The sequence below is a fragment of the Streptosporangium sp. G12 genome (genome assembly GCF_052983175.1).
This window is the reverse complement of record NZ_JBRIQO010000030.1, coordinates 59,811-77,148: the sequence shown is the minus strand read 5'-3', so window position 1 is coordinate 77,148 and position 17,338 is coordinate 59,811. Positions and strand designations below refer to the sequence as shown.

The following is a 17,338-nucleotide window of genomic DNA, read 5'->3' as shown; positions in this document are numbered from 1 at the left end:
GCGTGGGCTCGGGGGGTCTTGCACGTGATGCGAAATTTGATAGGGATTGAGGTCAGCACTCGATGACGTTGACCGCGAGCCCTCCCCGGCTGGTCTCCTTGTACTTGTCGAGCATGTCGCGGCCGGTGTCGCGCATCGTCTTGATCGCCTTGTCCAGCGAGACGAAGTGGCGGCCGTCGCCGCGCATCGCGATCCTGGCGGCGGCGATGGCCTTGATCGAGGCGACCGCGTTGCGCTCGATGCACGGGATCTGCACCAGGCCGCCGATCGGGTCGCAGGTCAGCCCCAGGTTGTGCTCGATGCCGATCTCGGCGGCGTTCTCGACCTGCTCCGGGGTGCCGCCCATCACCTCGGTGAGCCCGGCGGCGGCCATCGAGCAGGCCGAGCCGACCTCGCCCTGGCAGCCGACCTCGGCGCCGGAGATGGAGGCGTTCTCCTTGAACAGCACGCCGATCGCCCCCGCGGTCAGCAGGAAGCGGATCACGCCCTCGTCGTCGGAGTCCTTCGTGAAGCGGTCGTAGTAGGTGAGCACGGCCGGGATGATGCCCGCGGCGCCGTTGGTGGGCGCGGTGACGATGCGGCCTCCGGCGGCGTTCTCCTCGTTGACCGCGAGGGCGAACAGCGAGACCCAGTCCATCGTCTGCAGCGAGTCCTTCTCCGGCGACTCGCTCCGCAGCTGCCGGTGGAGCTGGTGGGCGCGGCGGCGGACCTTCAGGCCGCCGGGCAGCACGCCCTCCTTGCCGATGCCGCGCCGCACGCACTCGCTCATGACCTGCCACAGCACGAGCAGCTGGGCGCGGATCTCGGCCTCGGTGCGGCCGAACGCCCGCTCGTTCTCCAGCATCAGCCCGGAGATCGACAGCCCGGTCTCCGCGCACTGGGCGAGCAGCTCCGCTGCCGTGGTGAAGGGGTACGGCAGGACGGTGTCGTCGGGTTTGATCCGGTCGGCACCAGTGGCGTTCTCGTCGACGACGAAGCCGCCGCCCACCGAGTAGTAGACCTTCTCGCGGATCGTCTCGCCGGACTCGGACAGCGCGGTGAAGCGCATGCCGTTGGGGTGGCCGGGGAGCGAGATCTTGCGTTCGAAGACGAGGTCCTCGCCGATGACGAAGGGGATCTCGCGGGAGCCGTACAGGGAGAGGGTGCCGGACTCGCGCATGGCGGCGAGCCGCTCGTCGACCGTGTCGACGTCGACCAGCTCGGGCTTCTCGCCGGACAGGCCGAGCAGCACGGCCTTGTCGCTGCCGTGGCCCTTGCCGGTCAGGCCCAGCGAGCCGTACAGGACGGCGCTCACCCGGGCGGTCTTCTCCAGCAGCCCGTCCTGGTGGAGGCCGCGGGCGAACTTGTGGGCGGCGGACATCGGGCCGCCGGTGTGCGAGCTGGACGGGCCGATTCCGATCTTGAAGAGATCGAAGACGCTGATCGTCATCTGAATCCTTCCAGCGTGGACGGCCACGCGCGCCCTCCGGACGCGCGTGGCCGTGACGCGAGGGGGGAGAGGCTTAGGACTCACCCGAGGTGAGCGCGGCGTACTCCTCCGGCGACAGCAGGTCGTCGGCGGAGCCCTCGAGGCGTACGCGGAACAGCCAGCCGTCGCCGTAGGAGTCACTGTTGACCAGCGAGGGGTCGTCCACGACGGCCTGGTTGACCTCGACGACCTCGCCGGAGACCGGTGCGAAGATGTCGCTCACCGACTTGGTCGACTCGACCTCGCCGACCGCGTCGCCGGCGGTGATCGTCGAACCGACCTCGGGGAGGATCTGCACGAAGACCACGTCGCCCAGCGCCTGGGCGGCGTAGGCGGTGATGCCGACGGTGAGGGTCAGGCCGTCATCGATGCCGGAGATCCACTCGTGTTCCTTGGTGTAGTGCAGTTCCTCGGGAATGCTGCTCATTTTTTCCTCCTGTAGAAAGGCAGTGCGACGACCTCGACCGGCTCGTGGCCGCCCCTGATGTCCACGGCCAGTCCTGACGACAGGCCGTTGTCCACGTAGGCCATGGCGATGGGCCTGCCCAGTGACTGGGAGGGCGCCCCGCTGGTGACCTCGCCGACGACCGTGCCGTCGCCGGCGACCACCACCGGGTACCCGTGCCGGGGCACCCTGCGGCCGGTCGCGATCAGACCGACCAGGCGGCGGGACGGCGGGACGTCCTTGCGTGATTCGAGGGCGGCCCGGCCGACGAAGTCGCCCGGCTTGTCAAACCTCACCACACGGCCCAGCCCGGCGTCGAACGGGGTCAGCCCGGCCGACAGCTCGTTGCCGTAGAGCGGCATCCCGGCCTCCAGGCGGAGGGTGTCGCGGGCGGACAGGCCCGCGGGGATCAGGCCGTGCGGCGCGCCCGCCTCGGTGAGGGCGGCCCAGACCGGCTCCGCGTCCTCGGCCGCGACGAACAGCTCGAAGCCGTCCTCGCCGGTGTAGCCCGTACGGGCGACGAGGGCCTCGCGGCCCGCGACGACGGCGGGCAGGCCGGCGTAGTACTTGAGCCCGTCGAGGTCGGCGTCGGTGAGCGCGCCCAGGATCTCCGCGGAGCGCGGGCCCTGGACCGCGACCAGCGCGTACCGCTCTGAGCGGTCGTCCACCGCGGCGTCGAAGCCCTTGGCGCGGTCGGTCAGCTCGGCGGCCACCCGCGGGTAGTTGGAGGCGTTGGCGACGACCATGAACTCGGCGGGGGCGAGCCGGTAGACGATCAGGTCGTCCAGCACGCCGCCCTCGGCGTCGACGATCATCGTGTAGCGGGCGCGGCCGGGCTCCAGCGCGGACAGGTGGCCGACCAGCGCGTAATCGAGGGCTTCCGCGGCCTGCGGCCCGGTCACGAAGATCTCGCCCATGTGGGAGAGGTCGAACAGGCCGGCCGCCTGGCGGACCGCGTTGTGCTCGGCCGACTCGCTGCCGTAGCGGAGCGGCATCAGCCAGCCCGCGAAGTCGGTCAGCGTCGCGCCGAGGGACTCGTGCACGCCGCGCAGCGGCGTAGGTCGGGACATGTGCGCACCTCAGACAAGGGACAGATGAGAGCATCCTCCCCCTCTGTCGTCGGTGCCTGAGAGTTTCATCCGGGTTTTACCGGACTTTCACCTTCGGCGAGGCCGTGGGACCTGCTTTCCAGAGGGCACCTACCCGCACGGTCCTTTGCCTTGAGAGGTTCGCGGGGAGGGCTTGCTCCTTCAGGGGTCCTGGCCTGGGTGTCAGGACGCTCTCCCGCACGGGGTTCATCGGTGTCAGCGGCCAGCCTAACCGCCCGAACCGGCCGAGCGAAATCCCCTCGCCGCCCCGATCCGCGCCGGTCAGGGGATGGCGTGGCGTACCAGCGCCTCGAACAGGGCCGACTCGTCGTCGGTCTCGGGGTGCCACTGGACGGCGACGGCGAAGGGGTGGTCGTCCACTTCCACGGCCTCGATCGTGCCGTCCTCGGCGTGGGCGGTCACGGTGAGGCCCGCGGCCGGCCGGTCGAGGGCCTGATGGTGGTAGTGGGCCACGTCCGCGGTCTCGGCCCCGAAGATCTTCGAGGTCCGGCTGCCGGGGGCGAGCCACACCGGCATCCTGCCGTAGCGGCCGGGAGCCGGGGCGTGCCCCGGGTGGCCGACCACGTCGGGCAGGTGCTGGTGCAGGGTGCCGCCCAGCGAGACGTTCAGGATCTGCATGCCTCGGCAGACGCCCAGGAAGGGCAGGCCCCGCTCCAGCGCCGCCCGGACCAGCCCCAGCTCCGCGTCGTCGCGGAACGGCCGTACGTAGCCGGTCCGCTCGTGCGGCTCCTGTCCGTACCGCTCCGGGCCGACGTCCCCGCCGCCGGCCAGGATCAGCCCGTCCAGGCGTCCCGCCAGCGTCGCGGGGTCGCCCGCCGGGGGCAGGATCACCGGCTGCCCGCCCGCGCGGGCCACGTGGTCGACGTAGTCGTACGGCAGGAGCGCGGTGGTCGTCTCCCAGACGGTGAACCGCGCGGGTTCGACGTAGCAGGTGATGCCGATGACGGGACGGGACATGGTCTCCTGTTTCGCCGTGCTTGCACCGAGGTCCCGGCACCGTGTGCCCATCCCGGCGCCCTCCCGCACGTTACCGGCCCCGACGAGCCCCGGTGCCGCCGGGGTACGGGCGGGGCGCCGCCGGGGTGCGGGCGGAGCCGCGGCGGGTGGCGGGGGTTAAGTGGTTAAGCGGATCCGCCGCCGGGGAGGTGGCGAAGCCGCCGCCGCCGGTGTCGCCGCGGGCATGGGCGTTCCGCCGTGGTCCGGCGATCACCGCGGGTCACCGGCCGCCGTGGAGAGCGTCGGAGGGTGAGACGAGCGTAGTAGGGTGCGCAGCGGAAAAGCGTCGAATAACCGGTTCAGGTGGGGGTCTCGTGAAGCGACCGACGATCGCCGACATCGCTCGTCGCGCGGGGGTGTCCAAGGTCGCGGTCTCCTACGCGCTGAACGACCGGCCGGGCGTGTCGGAGGCGAGAAGGAACACCATCAAGGCCATCGCCAGGGAGATCGGCTGGCAGCCCAACAGCGCGGCGCGCGCGCTGAACGGGGCACGGGCCCGCGCCGTCGGCCTGACCGTGTGCCGCCCGGCGCGGTTCCTGGGGATGGAACCGTTCTTCATGGAGCTGATCAGCGGCATCGAGGGCGAGCTGTCGGCCCGCTCCTACGCCCTGCTCCTGCAGGTGGTGACCGGCCACGCGCAGGAGGCGGAGGTGCACCGCAGGTGGTGGGGAGAGGGCCGCGTCGACGGCGTCATCCTGGTCGACCTGCACTTCGACGACCCGCGCATCCCCGAGATCGAGGAGCTGGACCTGCCGGCCGTGGTGATCGGCCATCCGTCGGAGACGGGCTCGCTCGCCGCCGTCTGGTCCGACGACGGCGCGGCCATGCGGGAGACGGTGGAGTATCTCGCCGCACTCGGCCACCGCCGGATCGCCAGGGTCGCCGGGCTGCCCGCGCTGGTGCACACCGTCCTGCGCGATCAGGCCTTCACCGCCGCGTGCGACGAGCTCGGCCTGGCCGGTCACTCCATCGTGCACACGGACTACACCGGCGAGGAGGGCGCGCGGGCCACGCGGCGGCTGGTCAGCGGCGCGAACCGGCCGACGGCGATCGTCTACGACAACGACATCATGGCCGTCGCCGGGCTTTCGGTCGCGCAGGAGATGCGGCTGGAGGTGCCCGCGGACCTGTCCCTCGTGGCCTGGGACGACTCGCCCCTCTCCCAGGTGGTGCGACCGGCCCTGACCGCTCTCGGCCGGGACATCCCCCACTCCGGGGCGCAGGCCGCGCGGAGCCTGCTGGCGCTGATCGCCGGTGAGCACGTCACCGGAGTCCGGACCGAGACGGCCCGGCTCACGCCACGGGGCAGCACGGGCGTGCCGGGACGCCGGTGACCGACGCCGTCACGGGGTGGCGGACGGCACGGGCGTGCCGGGGACGCCGGTGACGGGCGTCAGAACGGGGTGACGTACGCGCCGGAGATGCCGCCGTCCACCAGGAACTCCGAGCCGGTGATGAAGCTGGCGTCGTCCGAGGCGAGGAACGCCACCGCGGCGGCGATCTCGGACGCCTCGGCGAACCGGCCCACCGGGATGTGCACCAGGCGGCGCTGCGCCCGCTCGGGGTCCTTGGCGAACAGCTCCTGCAGCAGCGGCGTGTTCACCGGCCCCGGGCACAGGGCGTTCACCCGGATGCCCTCGCGGGCGAACTGCACGCCCAGCTCGCGCGACATGGCCAGCACCCCGCCCTTGGACGCGGTGTAGGAGATCTGGCTGGTCGCCGACCCCATCACGGCCACGAACGACGCGGTGTTGATGATCGACCCCTTGCCCTGCCGCCGCATGTACGGGATGACGTGCTTGCAGCACAGGTAGACCGAGGTGAGGTTGACCTCCTGGACCCGGCGCCAGGCGTCGATGCCGGTCTCCAGGATCGAGTCGTCGTCCGGCGGCGAGATGCCCGCGTTGTTGAACGCGACGTCCACGCTGCCGTAGGTGTCGAACGCGGTCCGGAACGCGCGGGCGACGTCGTCCTCGCTGGTCACGTCGGCCCGCACGAACAGCCCGCCGACCTCGTCGGCGGCCGCCGGACCGGTCGTCTCGTCCAGGTCCACGCACACGACGCGGGCGCCCTCCTCGGCGAACCGGCGCGCGGTGGCCAGGCCGATCCCGCTTCCGGCGCCGGTGATGACGGTGACCCGGTCCTGCAAACGCAGCATCGCTACTACTCCTCGGAAATGAAGACGTTCTTGATCTCGGTGAACGCTGACAGGGCGTCGGGGCCCAGCTCGCGGCCGAGGCCCGACTGCTTGAAACCGCCGAACGGGGTCCAGTAGCGGACGCTCGAATGGGAGTTGACGCTGAGGTTGCCCGCCTCGACCGCCCTGGCCACCCGCAGCGCCCGGCCGACGTCGCGGGTCCAGATGGACCCGCTCAGGCCGTACGGGGTGTCGTTGGCGATCCGCACGGCGTCCGCCTCGTCGTCGAACGGCACCACCGACACCACCGGCCCGAAGATCTCCTCGGTGAACGCCCGGTCGTCCGCCGACCGGGGCGTCAGGACCGTCGCGGGGAACCAGAACCCCGGCCCCGGCGGGCACGCGCCCTGAAGGTGGGGCGGTTCGGTGACGAAGGAGGCCACCCGGTCCCGGTGCTCGGCGCTGATCAGCGGGCCCATCTCGGTGGCCTCGTCGCGGGGGTCGCCGACCCTGACGTTCAGCACCGCCTCCCCGAACCGGGCCAGGAACTCGTCGTGGACCGAGCGCTCGACCAGGATCCGGGAGCGCGCGCAGCAGTCCTGGCCCGCGTTGTCGAACACCGCGTAAGGCGCGGTCGCCGCCGCCCGCTCCAGGTCGGCGTCGGCGAAGACCACGTTGGCGCTCTTGCCGCCCAGCTCCAGGGTGAGGCGCTTGACCTGCCCGGCGCAGGTGGCGGCGATCTCCTTGCCGACCTCGGTCGAGCCGGTGAACACGATCTTCGCCACGCCGGGGTGCTCGACCAGCCGGGCGCCCGCCACCTCCCCGGCCCCGGGCAGGACCTGGAAGACCCCTTCGGGCAGGCCGGCGGCCAGGGCCAGCTCGGCCACCCGCAGCGCGGTGAGCGGCGTCCACTCGGCGGGCTTGACGATCACCGTGTTGCCCGCGGCCAGCGCCGGGGCCAGCCCCCAGGTCATGATGACCATCGGGAAGTTCCACGGCACGATCACGCCGACGACGCCCAGCGGCTCCCTGAAGGTGACGTCCAGCCCGCCGGGCACCGGGATCTGCAGGCCGTGGTTGCGCTCGGGCGCCCCCGCGTAGAAGTCGAGCACGTCGGCGACGTTGCCCGCCTCCCAGCGGGCGTTGCCGATCGTGTGCCCGGAGTTGGCGACCTCCAGCAGGGCCAGTTCCTCCGCGTGCTCGCGCACCAGCGAGGCGAAACGGCGCAGCAGCCGGGCCCGGTCTCCCGGGCCGACGTTCCGCCAGGTCGCGAACGCCCGCCTGGCACGCTCCACGGCCCGGTCGGTCTCGGCGGCGTCCGCCATCCCGACCTCGGCGACGACCTCTTCCGTCGCCGGGTTGATGATCTTCATGTTCACATCCGTTCGAATCCCCGGAAAAGCTCCCAGTCGGTCACCGCCGCGTCGAAGGCGGCCAGCTCGACCCGGGCGTTGTTCGCGTAGTGCGCCACGACGTCCTCGCCGAAGGCGGCCGTCGCGAACCCGGAGCCCTCCCAGAGCTCCAGCGCGTGCCGCAGCGTGCTCGGCACGGTCTCCGCGCCGGACGAGTAGGCGTTCCCCGTGAACGCGTCCTCGAGCGGCAGCTCGTTCTCGATGCCGTGCAGGCCGGCCGCGATCAGCCCCGAGACCGCGAGATAGGGGTTGACGTCGCCGCCGGGCACCCGGTTCTCGATCCGCAGCGAGGGGCCGTGGCCGACCAGGCGCAGCGCGCACGTCCTGTTGTCCACGCCCCACTTGACCGCGGTGGGGGCGAAGCTGCCCGGCACGTACCGCTTGTAGGAGTTGATGTTCGGCGCGTACAGCAGGGTCAGCTCGCGCATCAGCGCGATCTGCCCGGCGATGAAGTGCCGTCCCACGGCCGACAGGCCGTGTGACCCGGAACCGGCCATGACCGGCTCCCCGTCCGCGTCCCGCAGCGAGATGTGGATGTGGCAGGAGTTGCCCTCGCGCTGGTTCGGCTTGGCCATGAAGGTGATCGCCATGCCCTCCTGGGAGGCGATCTCCTTGGCGCCGTTCTTGTAGATCGAGTGGTTGTCGCAGCTGGACAGGGCCTCGCCGAAGCGGAAGGCGATCTCGTGCTGGCCGAGGTTGCACTCGCCCTTGGCCGACTCGACGTACATGTCCGCGCCCTCCATGCCGAGCCTGATCCTGCGCAGCAGCGGCTCGACCCGGGCGGTGCCCAGGAGGGAGTAGTCGACGTTGTAGAGGTTGGCGGGCGTCAGGTCGCGGTAGCCGCGGCGCCAGGCGTCCTCGTAGGTGTCGTCGAAGACGACGAACTCCAGCTCGGTCCCGACGAAGGCGCCCCAGCCCCGCTCGTCCAGCCGGGCGAGCTGCCGGCGCAGGATCTGGCGCGGCGAGGCGGTCACGTCGGAGCCGTCCTCCCAGACCAGGTCGGCCATCACCAGGGCCGTCCCCTCCTGCCACGGCACGCGGCGCAGAGTGGACATGTCGGGCTTCATAACAAAATCGCCGTATCCGTGCTCCCACGACGACATGGCGTACCCGTCGACCGTGTTCATGTCGACGTCCACCGCGAGCAGGTAGTTGCAGCCCTCGGAGGCGTGCCGCAGCACCTCCTCCAGGAAGTAGCGCCCCGACAGGCGTTTCCCCTGAAGACGCCCCTGCATGTCGACGACCGCCAGCAGCACGGTGTCGATCCGCCCTGCCCGCACCTCGTCGTGGAGCTCGGTGACGTCCACATGCCCTCCTCGTCGGGGTCCTATTGGGCTAGTGTCAGACCATTGACGTGTAGCGGGGGGAGCCTTGTCAAGGGCCGGAGGGGATAATTGGACGAGGTGTCGCGATTGACCGCCGTGCTGCGGCCGGTGCGCGCGGGCAACGCGTTCGAGGAGACCGTGGAGCGCCTGCTCCAGGTCATCAAACTGGGGCTGGTGGCCGAGAAACTGCCGCCCGAGCGGGAGCTCGCCGCCCAGCTCGGCATCAGCAGGGTCACCCTGCGCGAGGCCATCCGCGAGCTGCAGGACGCGGGCTACCTGGAGGTGCGCCGCGGCCGGTACGGCGGAGCCTTCCTCACCTACGCCCCGCCCCGCCCGCACCGGGACGACCTGCGCAGGGCCGTGGCCGACATGGGCACCGACGACCTGTCCGACGCGCTCACCTTCAGGATGGCGGTCGAGTGCGGCGCGGCCCAGGTGCTCGCCACCGCCCCGCTGACCGGGGAGCGGCGCGAGGCACTGCGGGAGAGGCTGCGCGAGGTCAACTCGGCGGGGCCCGACGACTACCGCCGCCTCGACACGGCCTTCCACCTCGCCATCGCCGAGCTGACCGGCTCCGCCCTGCTCGCCGGGGCCTGCGCCGACGCCAGGCTCCGGGTCGCCGACCTGCTCAACGCCATCCCGGTGCTCCAGCGCAACATCGAGCACGCCGCGGTCCAGCACGAGGCGATCGTGACGGCCATCCTGGCCGGGGACCCGGAGGGCGCGAGCCGCGCCGTGGCCGAGCACCTCGAGGGGACCGCGGCGCTGCTGCGCGGGTTCCTCACCTGACGCGCGGCGTGCCACGCGCGGGCGCCCGCGTTTCGCGCGGACGCCCAGGCCTCGCAACGGTCGCCTGTACCTCGTGCGGGCGCCCGTGCCCCGCGCGGACGCCCGGGAAAACCGCCGTGCCGTCGTGCCTCCCGTGCCTGACGGGAGGCCTCCCTCGCATAGCCTGGGGGGACGGTGGGGGATTTGTTCCGAGAGCGAATCATGGACACAGGACGGCTGCCGCTGTTCTGTTTCTTCGTCGCGCTGATCGTCGTCTTCCTGCTCACCAGGATCAACGTCCGGCTCATCCGGGCCAAGATCGGCTGGTTCGGCAACGTCAACGTGGGTGAGATGCACATCCACCACGTGGTCTTCGGGGTGGTGCTGACCCTGCTCGGCGGGGTGTCCGGTCTCGTCGTCTCGGGCGTCTCCGAGGGCTGGTACGCGGTGACGGCCGCCGTCTTCGGCACCGGAGCCGCCCTGATCCTGGACGAGTTCGCGCTGATCCTGCACCTGCACGACGTCTACTGGGAGGAGGAGGGGCGCGCGTCGGTCGACGCCGTGTTCATCGCCGTCGCGATCACCGCCCTGCTCCTGCTCGGCCTGCGCCCCCTCGGCTGGGAGGACTACGACAGCGAACCCCGCGGCACGTTGCTGACGGTCGGTTTCATCGTGACCAACCTCGCGCTCGCCGTGATCACGCTGCTCAAGGGCAAGATCTGGACGGGTCTCGCCGGACTGTTCGTCCCGATCCTCCTGGTGCCCGGCGCGGTACGGCTGGCCCGCCCGGGATCGCCCTGGGCACACTGGTTCTTCGCGCCGGACTCCCGGCGCCCGCAGCCCCGCAAGATGGCCAGGGCCGAGGGCCGCGAGGAGCGCTGGCGCCGCCCGGTGATCCGCGGCAAGATCGCCTTCCAGGAGTTCCTCTCCGGCCGCCACGACCTCCCCTCCACCCGCCGCCGTTCCCGCCTCTGAGCCCGCGCGCCCCGTGGACCTCGGGCGAATGGCGGGCATACTGGGGGACGTGAGTACGCTTCCGTCCCGATGGGACGGCGTGGAGCAGCGCGTCCCCGAATCGCTGGCCGACCTGCGCGGTCCGGCGACGGGGACGGTCGCCCTGCCCGTGCATCTCGGCTGGTCCGGGCTCACCGAGTTCGACCTGGTGAACCCGCTGCTGCGAATGAGCCTCTACCGTACGGTCATCACCGGCGGTGGCCGGTCCGACGCCGAGTCGTATCTGAACGCCGAGCTCCTCGTGGCCGACTGGCCGACCCTGCGCCGGGGCATCGGGCCGAGTTACCGGAGGGCCTGGGAAACCAAGATCGCCGCCCTGGGGTGGCGGCCTGACGCCGGAGCGGGCCGTGACACCGGGGCGGGGTCCGGGGGCGGGCGTGACGCCGTACGGGAAACCGCGGCGGGTCGTGACACCGGGGCGGGCGCCGTGACGCCGGGGTGGGAACGATGATCCTGCCTCCCTTCCAGCAGCGGATGCTGGAGGCCGCGCTGCCCGCCTGCACCCGGTTCGGGCTGGTCCTGGCGGGCGGTTACGCGATGAACGCGCACGGCCTCACCGAACGCCCGAGCAACGACCTCGACTTCGCCACCGCCGCGGAGACGCCGCTGCCCGAGGTCGCCGAGGGAATGGCCGAGGCGTTCAGGGAGGCCGGGCTGGAGGTCACCCTGACGGAGGTGACGCCCCGGATGGGCCGCCTCGTGGTCAGCGACCCGGTGACCGAGCAGAGCTGCGAGTTCGACCTGCTCAGGGAGGCGTTCCAGCGGCAGCCCGTGATCGTCGGCGACGTCTCCGTCGTCTCCCTGGACGACGCGGTCGGCCTGAAGATGCGGGCCCTGCACGAGCGCAGCCTCGCCCGCGACGTCATCGACATCGCCTCGGTCTCCCACCTGTACGGCTTCCGCGAGCTCGAACACCTCGCCCGCCTGCACAACGAGGAGTTCTCGCTCGCCGAGCTGGTGATGCGGCTGGAGTTCGTCGACCTGATCGCCGACGAGGACTTCGAGGCCTACGGCGTGGACGGCGAGCAGATCATGGAGATCCGCCGGTTCGCCTGCGCCTGGGTGGAGGACATCGGCCTGCGCCGCGCCGAGGAGGGCGACGTCGAATACGACGACGTCCCCGACCCCGACTGAGGAAGCGGAAAAGGACGCCAACTATGCCACCAGCAGTGGCATAGTTGGCGTATGGCCATGCCTCGGCCCGTGGATCCAACGATCAAGAAGTCGGTCACCCTGCGCCGATCCGTCGCAGAGGAGGTGGAGTCCAGGACGGGTCCCCGGGGCTTCTCACACTTCGTCGATCAGTCGGTCGGGTACGGGCTCGCGCTGTTGAAGGCTCAGGAGATCGTGGAGGACCACGAGACCAGGGTCGCTCCTCTGTCGGAGGCGGATCTGGAAGAAGCCAGACGCGCGTGGCACGGAGAGTGAGAGGGCGGAACGCGCCGCCGGAGGTCGCGTTTCCCACCCCACTGTTCGTTCTCGACGCTCAGCCGTTCTCGCTTCTCGCCGAGGACGATCCCAGGATCGTGGCGCGTATCGCGGTCGCCCGGCAGGAGGGGTTCGTTCCCGCGATCAGCATCGTGACCCTGGCCGAGGTGCGCCGTACCGGCCAGGTGGGTAGGCGCCTGGCCTGGCAGCGGTCACGCCTGACGGTGATTCCCGCCTCTGAGGCGGTCGCCGACCTCGCCGCCCTGCTGCTTGAGGACACGGGTCTGGACGGACACGAATGTGTGGTCGACGCCCTCGTGGTCGCGACCGCCGCCACCGGAAGCGGGCCGGCGAGGGTGACGTCCGGCGACGCCTCACGCGTGCCCAAGCTGATCGCCGCAGCCAGGCTCAGGCGGGCCTCTCCGCTGGGGTGGGTTCCTCTCTAGAAGTCCGCCGAACTCGGAGAACCGGCCCGCCGGATCCGGAGGGCCGCCGGAGGCGGGCCGGTGGTGAGGCCGGGGACCCGAGAGGGACGGGAAAACTCCTGTGACGCATACTCGGCCGCCCGCCGGGCAGTTGACGGTCCTCTCTGCCGAAGGGTGCTGATCATGGGTCTCATGGAGAAGCTCAACCTGCGTGAAATGAAGGCCAGGGCCAAGCTGAAGCTCGCCGGCCGGACGGGCAACCGCCGGAAGGTGGCCGAGGCCAGGACCGAGGAGGCCGAGGCGAAGCTTCTGAAGACCCAGGACGAGATCCTGGACACCGTCGCGGAGATGCGCAAGGAGTACGGCGCCCGCCGCCGCTGACCCCCGCACGGCCATACCGGCCACCGGTGTCCCGCCGATGGGCTCCTCGGAGCCGACTCCGCATCGGCGGGACACCGGCATGTGGCGGACCGCCCCGAGGCGCCCCCCGACCCTCCCGCGACCGCGCGGACTCCCCGTCACCCGCACTTCGTGCGCCCCTTGAGGTCAACCTGGATTGACAACGCCGATGCCGTCAACTTATGTTGACGGCATCGACTTTTGTCGACGAAACAGGGCGAGACGCTCGAGACGGACTCATGCGCGGTAGACAGGAAAAGCGGCCGGAGGCCGTCCACGTCGCTTCGGAGAGGAAGACATTGCCGGGGGTCACATTGCCGGACGAAACAGTGCCGGGGGACACGGGGCCGGGGGACAGGGACGACACGGGGCCGGGGGACGCGCGGCCCGAGACCGCGTCCTGGCGGTTGCTGGTCGCGTACATAAGGCCCCACCGCAGAGCGCTGCTGCTGGGCGGGGTGCTCAGCCTCGTCGGCTCGCTGGCCGGGCTGGCGATGCCGCTCCTGGCCAAGACGGTCATCGACGCCTTCGGCGAGCAGCGCTCCCTGCTCGGCCCGGTGCTCGGCCTGACCGCCGCCGTGCTCCTGGGCGCGGCCATCGGCGCGCTGGGCAGTTACGTGCTGGAGCGGATGGGCGAGGGCATCGTCTTCTCCGCCCGCCGTACCCTGGTCGACCGGATGCTGCGGCTGCGGGTGTCCGAGGTCGACCGGCTCAAGCCGGGTGACCTGATGTCCCGGGTGACCTCCGACACCACGCTGCTGCGGGCGGTGTTCACCAACGGTGTGGTCGAGACGGTCAGCTCGCTGTTCATGCTCGTGGGCGCCGTGGTGATGATGGCGGTCATCGACGGGGTGCTGCTGCTCATCACGCTGGGAGTGCTGGTCGTGGTCGGCGGGTTCGTCAGCCTGATCATGCCCCGCATCCAGCGCGCCTCGATGCAGGCGCAGGTCGCGGTCGGCGAGATGGGCGCGGTCCTCGACCGGGTGCTCCAGGCGTTCCGCACGGTCAAGGCCAGCGGCGCCGAGGAGCGGGAGATCGCCGCGGTGGGCGAGGCGGCCCGCGAGGCGCGCGACCGCGGGATCGCCGTCGCGTGGCTGACCTCGATCGCCGGTGTCTCGGCGTGGGTGTCCGCGCAGCTGGCCTTCGTGGCCGTGCTCGGCGTGGGCGGTGCGCGGGTCTCCTCGGGCTCGCTGGAGGTCTCCTCGCTGATCGCCTTCCTGCTGTACCTGTTCTACCTGGTCGCCCCCATCGGCCAGCTGGTCAACGGTTTCACCCAGGTGCAGAACGGCCTGGCCGCGGTGAAGCGGATCCGCGAGATCGAGGAACTGCCCGCCGAGGCGGCGGACGGCGCGGTGTACGAGGTCGGCAGGGTCCCGGCCGGGGTCGTCTTCGAGGGCGTCGCCTTCCGCTACGGCGACGACAGGCCGGTCGTCCACGACGACGTCTCCTTCGAGGTGCTCGCGGGCGGGCTGACCGCCCTGGTGGGGCCCTCGGGGGCGGGCAAGTCCACGGTCTTCGCCCTGCTGGAGCGGTTCTACGAGCAGCAGGCGGGGACGATCACGATCGACGGCCGCGACATCGCGGACTGGCCGCTCGCCGAGCTGCGCGCCTGTCTCGGCTACGTCGAGCAGGACGCGCCGGTGCTGGACGGGACGCTCAGGGAGAACCTCGTCTTCGCCGCGCCGGGTGTGGACGAGGCCGACATCTGGCGGGTCCTCGCCCGCACCCGGTTGGAGGATTTGGTCTCCCGGCTTCCCGAGGGGCTGGAGACCCGGGTCGGCCATCGGGGGATCATGCTCTCCGGCGGCGAGCGCCAGCGGGTCGCCATCGCCCGCGCCCTGCTGCGCAGCCCCCGGCTCCTGCTGCTCGACGAGGCCACCTCCCAGCTCGACGCGGTCAACGAGCTGCGGCTCCGCGAGGTGATCGCGGAGGTGGCGGCGGAGACGACCGTGCTGGTGATCGCCCATCGCCTCTCCACCGTGGCGGGGGCCGACCGGATCGTGGTGATGGAGGCGGGGCGGGTGCGGGCCGTGGGCACCCACGACGAGCTGCTCGCCGACGACGCCCTCTACCGCGAGCTGGCCACCACCCAGTTCCTGCTGCCCACCTAGGGTCGCGCCCCGGTGCCGGCCGTCGGCCGGCACCGCCGGCCGTGGTTCCCGGCGCCCACCTGGTCCTGCGGCCACTGGCTCGGTTGTGTAAATTCATATCGCTCATAAAGGAATAATTCGGACACTGGGCCGGGGGGCTGATTCGCTGTCCGGTGAATCGGGAATCCCCGCCTGTGCGAAGCCTCTCCTTCGCATCGGAGCGCCCATCGGGCGCTCGCCGCATTCGATCACCCGGTCCCGTCCGTGCGGGACGAGGATGGGGGCGTGACGATCGTTACGGCCACCACCGGGGGTGTCGCGGGCGTGCTGCCCGCGGCACCCCCTTTTCCGGGTTGACCTGTAGCCTCCGGGTGACCAAATATGAATACATTCATTCATTCCTGAGGGGGAGGTCGGGCATGTCCGGCAGCCGGATCGTGCGCGCGCCGCGCGGTACCACGCTCACCGCCAAGGGGTGGCCGCAGGAGGCGGCGCTCCGCATGATCCAGAACAATCTCGATCCCGAGGTCGCCGAGCATCCGGAACAGCTCGTCGTCTACGGCGGCTCGGGCAAGGCCGCCCGCGACTGGCGCTCCTTCGACGCGATCACCCGTACCCTGACCACCCTGGAGGGCGACGAGACACTGCTGGTGCAGTCGGGCCGCCCCGTCGGGGTGTTCCGCACCCACGAGTGGGCCCCCCGGGTGCTCATCGCCAACTCCAACCTGGTGCCCGACTGGGCCAACTGGGAGGAGTTCCGGCGCCTGGAGGCCGCCGGGCTGACCATGTACGGGCAGATGACGGCCGGCTCCTGGATCTACATCGGCACCCAGGGCATCCTGCAGGGCACCTACGAGACCTTCGGGGCCGTGGCCGCCAAGCGGTTCGGCGGGAGCCTCGCCGGGACGATCACCCTGACCGCCGGGCTCGGCGGCATGGGCGGTGCCCAGCCGCTGGCCGTGACCATGAACGGCGGCGTGGCGATCTGCGTCGACTGCGACCCCAGGTCGATCGACCGGCGGATCGAGCACCGCTATCTGGACGTCCGCGCCGCCGACCTCGACGAGGCGCTGCGCCTGGCGTACGAGGCCCGCGACCAGCGCAGGCCGCTGAGCATCGGGGTCGAGGGCAACGCGGCCGAGGTCGTGCCCGAACTGCTCCGCAGGGGCGCCGAGATCGACGTCGTCACCGACCAGACGTCCGCCCACGACCCGCTGATGTACCTGCCGATCGGCGTGGCCTTCGAGGACATGGCCGACGAGCGGGAGAAGGACCCGGCGGGCTTCACCCGCAGGGCCCGCCAGGCCATGGCCGCCCACGTGGAGGCCATGGTCGGTTTCCAGGACGCCGGAGCCGAGGTCTTCGACTACGGCAACTCCATCCGGGGCGAGGCGCAGCTCGCGGGCTACACCCGCGCGTTCGACTTCCCCGGTTTCGTGCCCGCCTACATCCGGCCGCTGTTCTCCGAGGGCAAGGGCCCGTTCCGCTGGGCCGCGCTGTCCGGCGCCGCCTCCGACATCGCCAAGACCGACCGCGCGATCCTGGAGCTGTTCCCCGACAACGAGCCGCTCGCCAGGTGGATCCGGCTGGCCGGGGAGAAGGTCCACTTCCAGGGACTGCCCGCCCGCATCTGCTGGCTCGGGTACGGCGAGCGTCACCTGGCCGGGGAGCGGTTCAACGACATGGTGGCCTCGGGAGAGATCGAGGCCCCGCTGGTGATCGGCCGCGACCACCTCGACTGCGGCAGTGTCGCGAGCCCCTACCGGGAGACCGAGGGCATGGCCGACGGCTCCGACGCGATCGCCGACTGGCCGCTGCTGAACGCCATGCTCAACGTCGCCTCCGGCGCCGCGTGGGTCTCCATCCACCACGGCGGCGGCGTCGGCATCGGCCGTTCCATCCACGCCGGGCAGGTCACCGTGGCCGACGGCACCAGGCTCGGCGCCGAGAAGCTCAACCGGGTCCTCACCAACGACCCGGGCACGGGGGTCATCCGGCACGTCGACGCCGGGTACGACGAGGCCGTCACCGTGGCCGAGGAGCGAGGCGTGCGCATCCCGATGCGCGAGTCCTGACCGGGCGCGGGTCGTGACCGGGATACGCGGGTCGTGACCGGGCCGTACGTGCGTCGATCCGTGTCCCGATCCGTGTCCCGATCCGCGTGCGTCGGTCCGTGTCCCGGCCCCCGTGCCCCGTGCCGCGCCCCGATTCCGGGGAGTGAATCCTCCGGGCGCCGCTCGCTTCCTCCCGGCCGGGTGTATGAACGACATCGGGGCGGGACGGGGGGAGGGAATGCTCGTGGGCCTTCGAGCGGTTGGAGGG

At 71.3% G+C, this 17,338-nt stretch carries 17 protein-coding genes and 2 riboswitches; of the genes, 10 read left to right on the top strand and 7 right to left on the bottom strand.

Annotated elements, in window-relative coordinates; translation table 11 throughout:
* Positions 1–52 precede the first annotated feature (52 nt).
* The 4 genes from ACVCAG_RS37155 to ACVCAG_RS37140 form a co-directional block, all read right to left on the bottom strand.
* Positions 53–1,429, bottom strand: coding sequence for an L-serine ammonia-lyase (locus tag ACVCAG_RS37155; protein WP_447191266.1), 1,377 nt, complete (start codon positions 1,427–1,429; stop codon positions 53–55).
* 73 nt (positions 1,430–1,502) lie between these two features.
* A complete protein-coding gene (gene gcvH / locus ACVCAG_RS37150) occupies positions 1,503–1,895 on the bottom strand; it encodes a glycine cleavage system protein GcvH (RefSeq protein WP_440086944.1) in 393 nt (130 codons plus the stop codon).
* Complete coding sequence (gcvT, locus tag ACVCAG_RS37145; RefSeq protein ID WP_447191265.1) at positions 1,892–2,983, bottom strand: glycine cleavage system aminomethyltransferase GcvT; 1,092 nt, start codon at positions 2,981–2,983, stop codon at positions 1,892–1,894. Before gcvT ends, gcvH begins: the two co-directional genes overlap by 4 nt.
* A gap of 33 nt (positions 2,984–3,016) precedes the next feature.
* A riboswitch (glycine riboswitch) is annotated at positions 3,017–3,111 on the bottom strand.
* A riboswitch (glycine riboswitch) is annotated at positions 3,112–3,210 on the bottom strand. It lies immediately after the preceding riboswitch.
* A gap of 73 nt (positions 3,211–3,283) precedes the next feature.
* On the bottom strand, positions 3,284–3,979 hold the full coding sequence (locus tag ACVCAG_RS37140; protein WP_447191264.1) for a gamma-glutamyl-gamma-aminobutyrate hydrolase family protein: 696 nt from the start codon (positions 3,977–3,979) through the stop codon (positions 3,284–3,286).
* Positions 3,980–4,332: 353 nt separating this feature from the next.
* On the opposite strand from ACVCAG_RS37140, the gene ACVCAG_RS37135 reads away from it, so the two are divergent.
* A complete protein-coding gene (locus tag ACVCAG_RS37135) occupies positions 4,333–5,352 on the top strand; it encodes a substrate-binding domain-containing protein (RefSeq protein WP_440086941.1) in 1,020 nt (339 codons plus the stop codon).
* A 59-nt stretch (positions 5,353–5,411) separates the two neighbouring features.
* On the opposite strand, the gene ACVCAG_RS37130 is transcribed toward ACVCAG_RS37135, so the two are convergent.
* Genes ACVCAG_RS37130 through ACVCAG_RS37120 form a run of 3 tightly spaced genes read right to left on the bottom strand, consistent with a single transcriptional unit; the run spans position 5,412 to position 8,874 of the window.
* Complete coding sequence (locus ACVCAG_RS37130; RefSeq protein WP_447191263.1) at positions 5,412–6,176, bottom strand: 3-oxoacyl-ACP reductase; 765 nt, start codon at positions 6,174–6,176, stop codon at positions 5,412–5,414.
* Positions 6,177–6,181: 5 nt separating this feature from the next.
* Positions 6,182–7,528: an aldehyde dehydrogenase family protein gene (locus ACVCAG_RS37125; RefSeq protein WP_447191262.1), complete on the bottom strand. Its 1,347-nt coding sequence runs from the start codon at positions 7,526–7,528 to the stop codon at positions 6,182–6,184.
* A 2-nt stretch (positions 7,529–7,530) separates the two neighbouring features.
* Complete coding sequence (locus ACVCAG_RS37120) at positions 7,531–8,874, bottom strand: glutamine synthetase family protein (protein WP_447191261.1); 1,344 nt, start codon at positions 8,872–8,874, stop codon at positions 7,531–7,533.
* An 87-nt stretch (positions 8,875–8,961) separates the two neighbouring features.
* On the opposite strand from ACVCAG_RS37120, the gene ACVCAG_RS37115 reads away from it, so the two are divergent.
* The 9 genes from ACVCAG_RS37115 to hutU all read left to right on the top strand — a co-directional run bounded on the left by ACVCAG_RS37115 (position 8,962) and on the right by hutU (position 17,091).
* Positions 8,962–9,681 carry a FadR/GntR family transcriptional regulator gene (locus ACVCAG_RS37115; RefSeq protein ID WP_447191260.1) on the top strand — a complete coding sequence of 240 codons (720 nt, stop codon included), beginning with the start codon at positions 8,962–8,964 and terminating at the stop codon, positions 9,679–9,681.
* Between the two features lie 201 nt (positions 9,682–9,882).
* Entirely contained in the window at positions 9,883–10,635 is a 753-nt protein-coding gene (locus ACVCAG_RS37110) for a hypothetical protein (protein WP_440086936.1), read from the top strand.
* A gap of 49 nt (positions 10,636–10,684) precedes the next feature.
* Positions 10,685–11,125, top strand: coding sequence for a hypothetical protein (locus ACVCAG_RS37105; protein ID WP_440086935.1), 441 nt, complete (start codon positions 10,685–10,687; stop codon positions 11,123–11,125).
* On the top strand, positions 11,122–11,808 hold the full coding sequence (locus ACVCAG_RS37100; protein WP_362840868.1) for a nucleotidyl transferase AbiEii/AbiGii toxin family protein: 687 nt from the start codon (positions 11,122–11,124) through the stop codon (positions 11,806–11,808). Before ACVCAG_RS37105 ends, ACVCAG_RS37100 begins: the two co-directional genes overlap by 4 nt.
* 69 nt (positions 11,809–11,877) lie before the next feature.
* Complete coding sequence (locus ACVCAG_RS37095; RefSeq protein WP_447191259.1) at positions 11,878–12,102, top strand: hypothetical protein; 225 nt, start codon at positions 11,878–11,880, stop codon at positions 12,100–12,102.
* Positions 12,087–12,548, top strand: coding sequence for a hypothetical protein (locus tag ACVCAG_RS37090; RefSeq protein ID WP_447191258.1), 462 nt, complete (start codon positions 12,087–12,089; stop codon positions 12,546–12,548). The genes ACVCAG_RS37095 and ACVCAG_RS37090 overlap by 16 nt, the downstream gene beginning before the upstream one ends.
* A 162-nt stretch (positions 12,549–12,710) precedes the next feature.
* Positions 12,711–12,908: a hypothetical protein gene (locus tag ACVCAG_RS37085; protein ID WP_447191257.1), complete on the top strand. Its 198-nt coding sequence runs from the start codon at positions 12,711–12,713 to the stop codon at positions 12,906–12,908.
* Between the two features lie 347 nt (positions 12,909–13,255).
* Positions 13,256–15,037 carry an ABC transporter transmembrane domain-containing protein gene (locus tag ACVCAG_RS37080; RefSeq protein ID WP_440086931.1) on the top strand — a complete coding sequence of 594 codons (1,782 nt, stop codon included), beginning with the start codon at positions 13,256–13,258 and terminating at the stop codon, positions 15,035–15,037.
* A gap of 398 nt (positions 15,038–15,435) precedes the next feature.
* Positions 15,436–17,091 (top strand): urocanate hydratase, encoded by a 1,656-nt coding sequence (gene hutU / locus ACVCAG_RS37075; protein WP_447191256.1) that lies wholly within the window; start codon positions 15,436–15,438, stop codon positions 17,089–17,091.
* Positions 17,092–17,338: the final 247 nt, after the last annotated feature.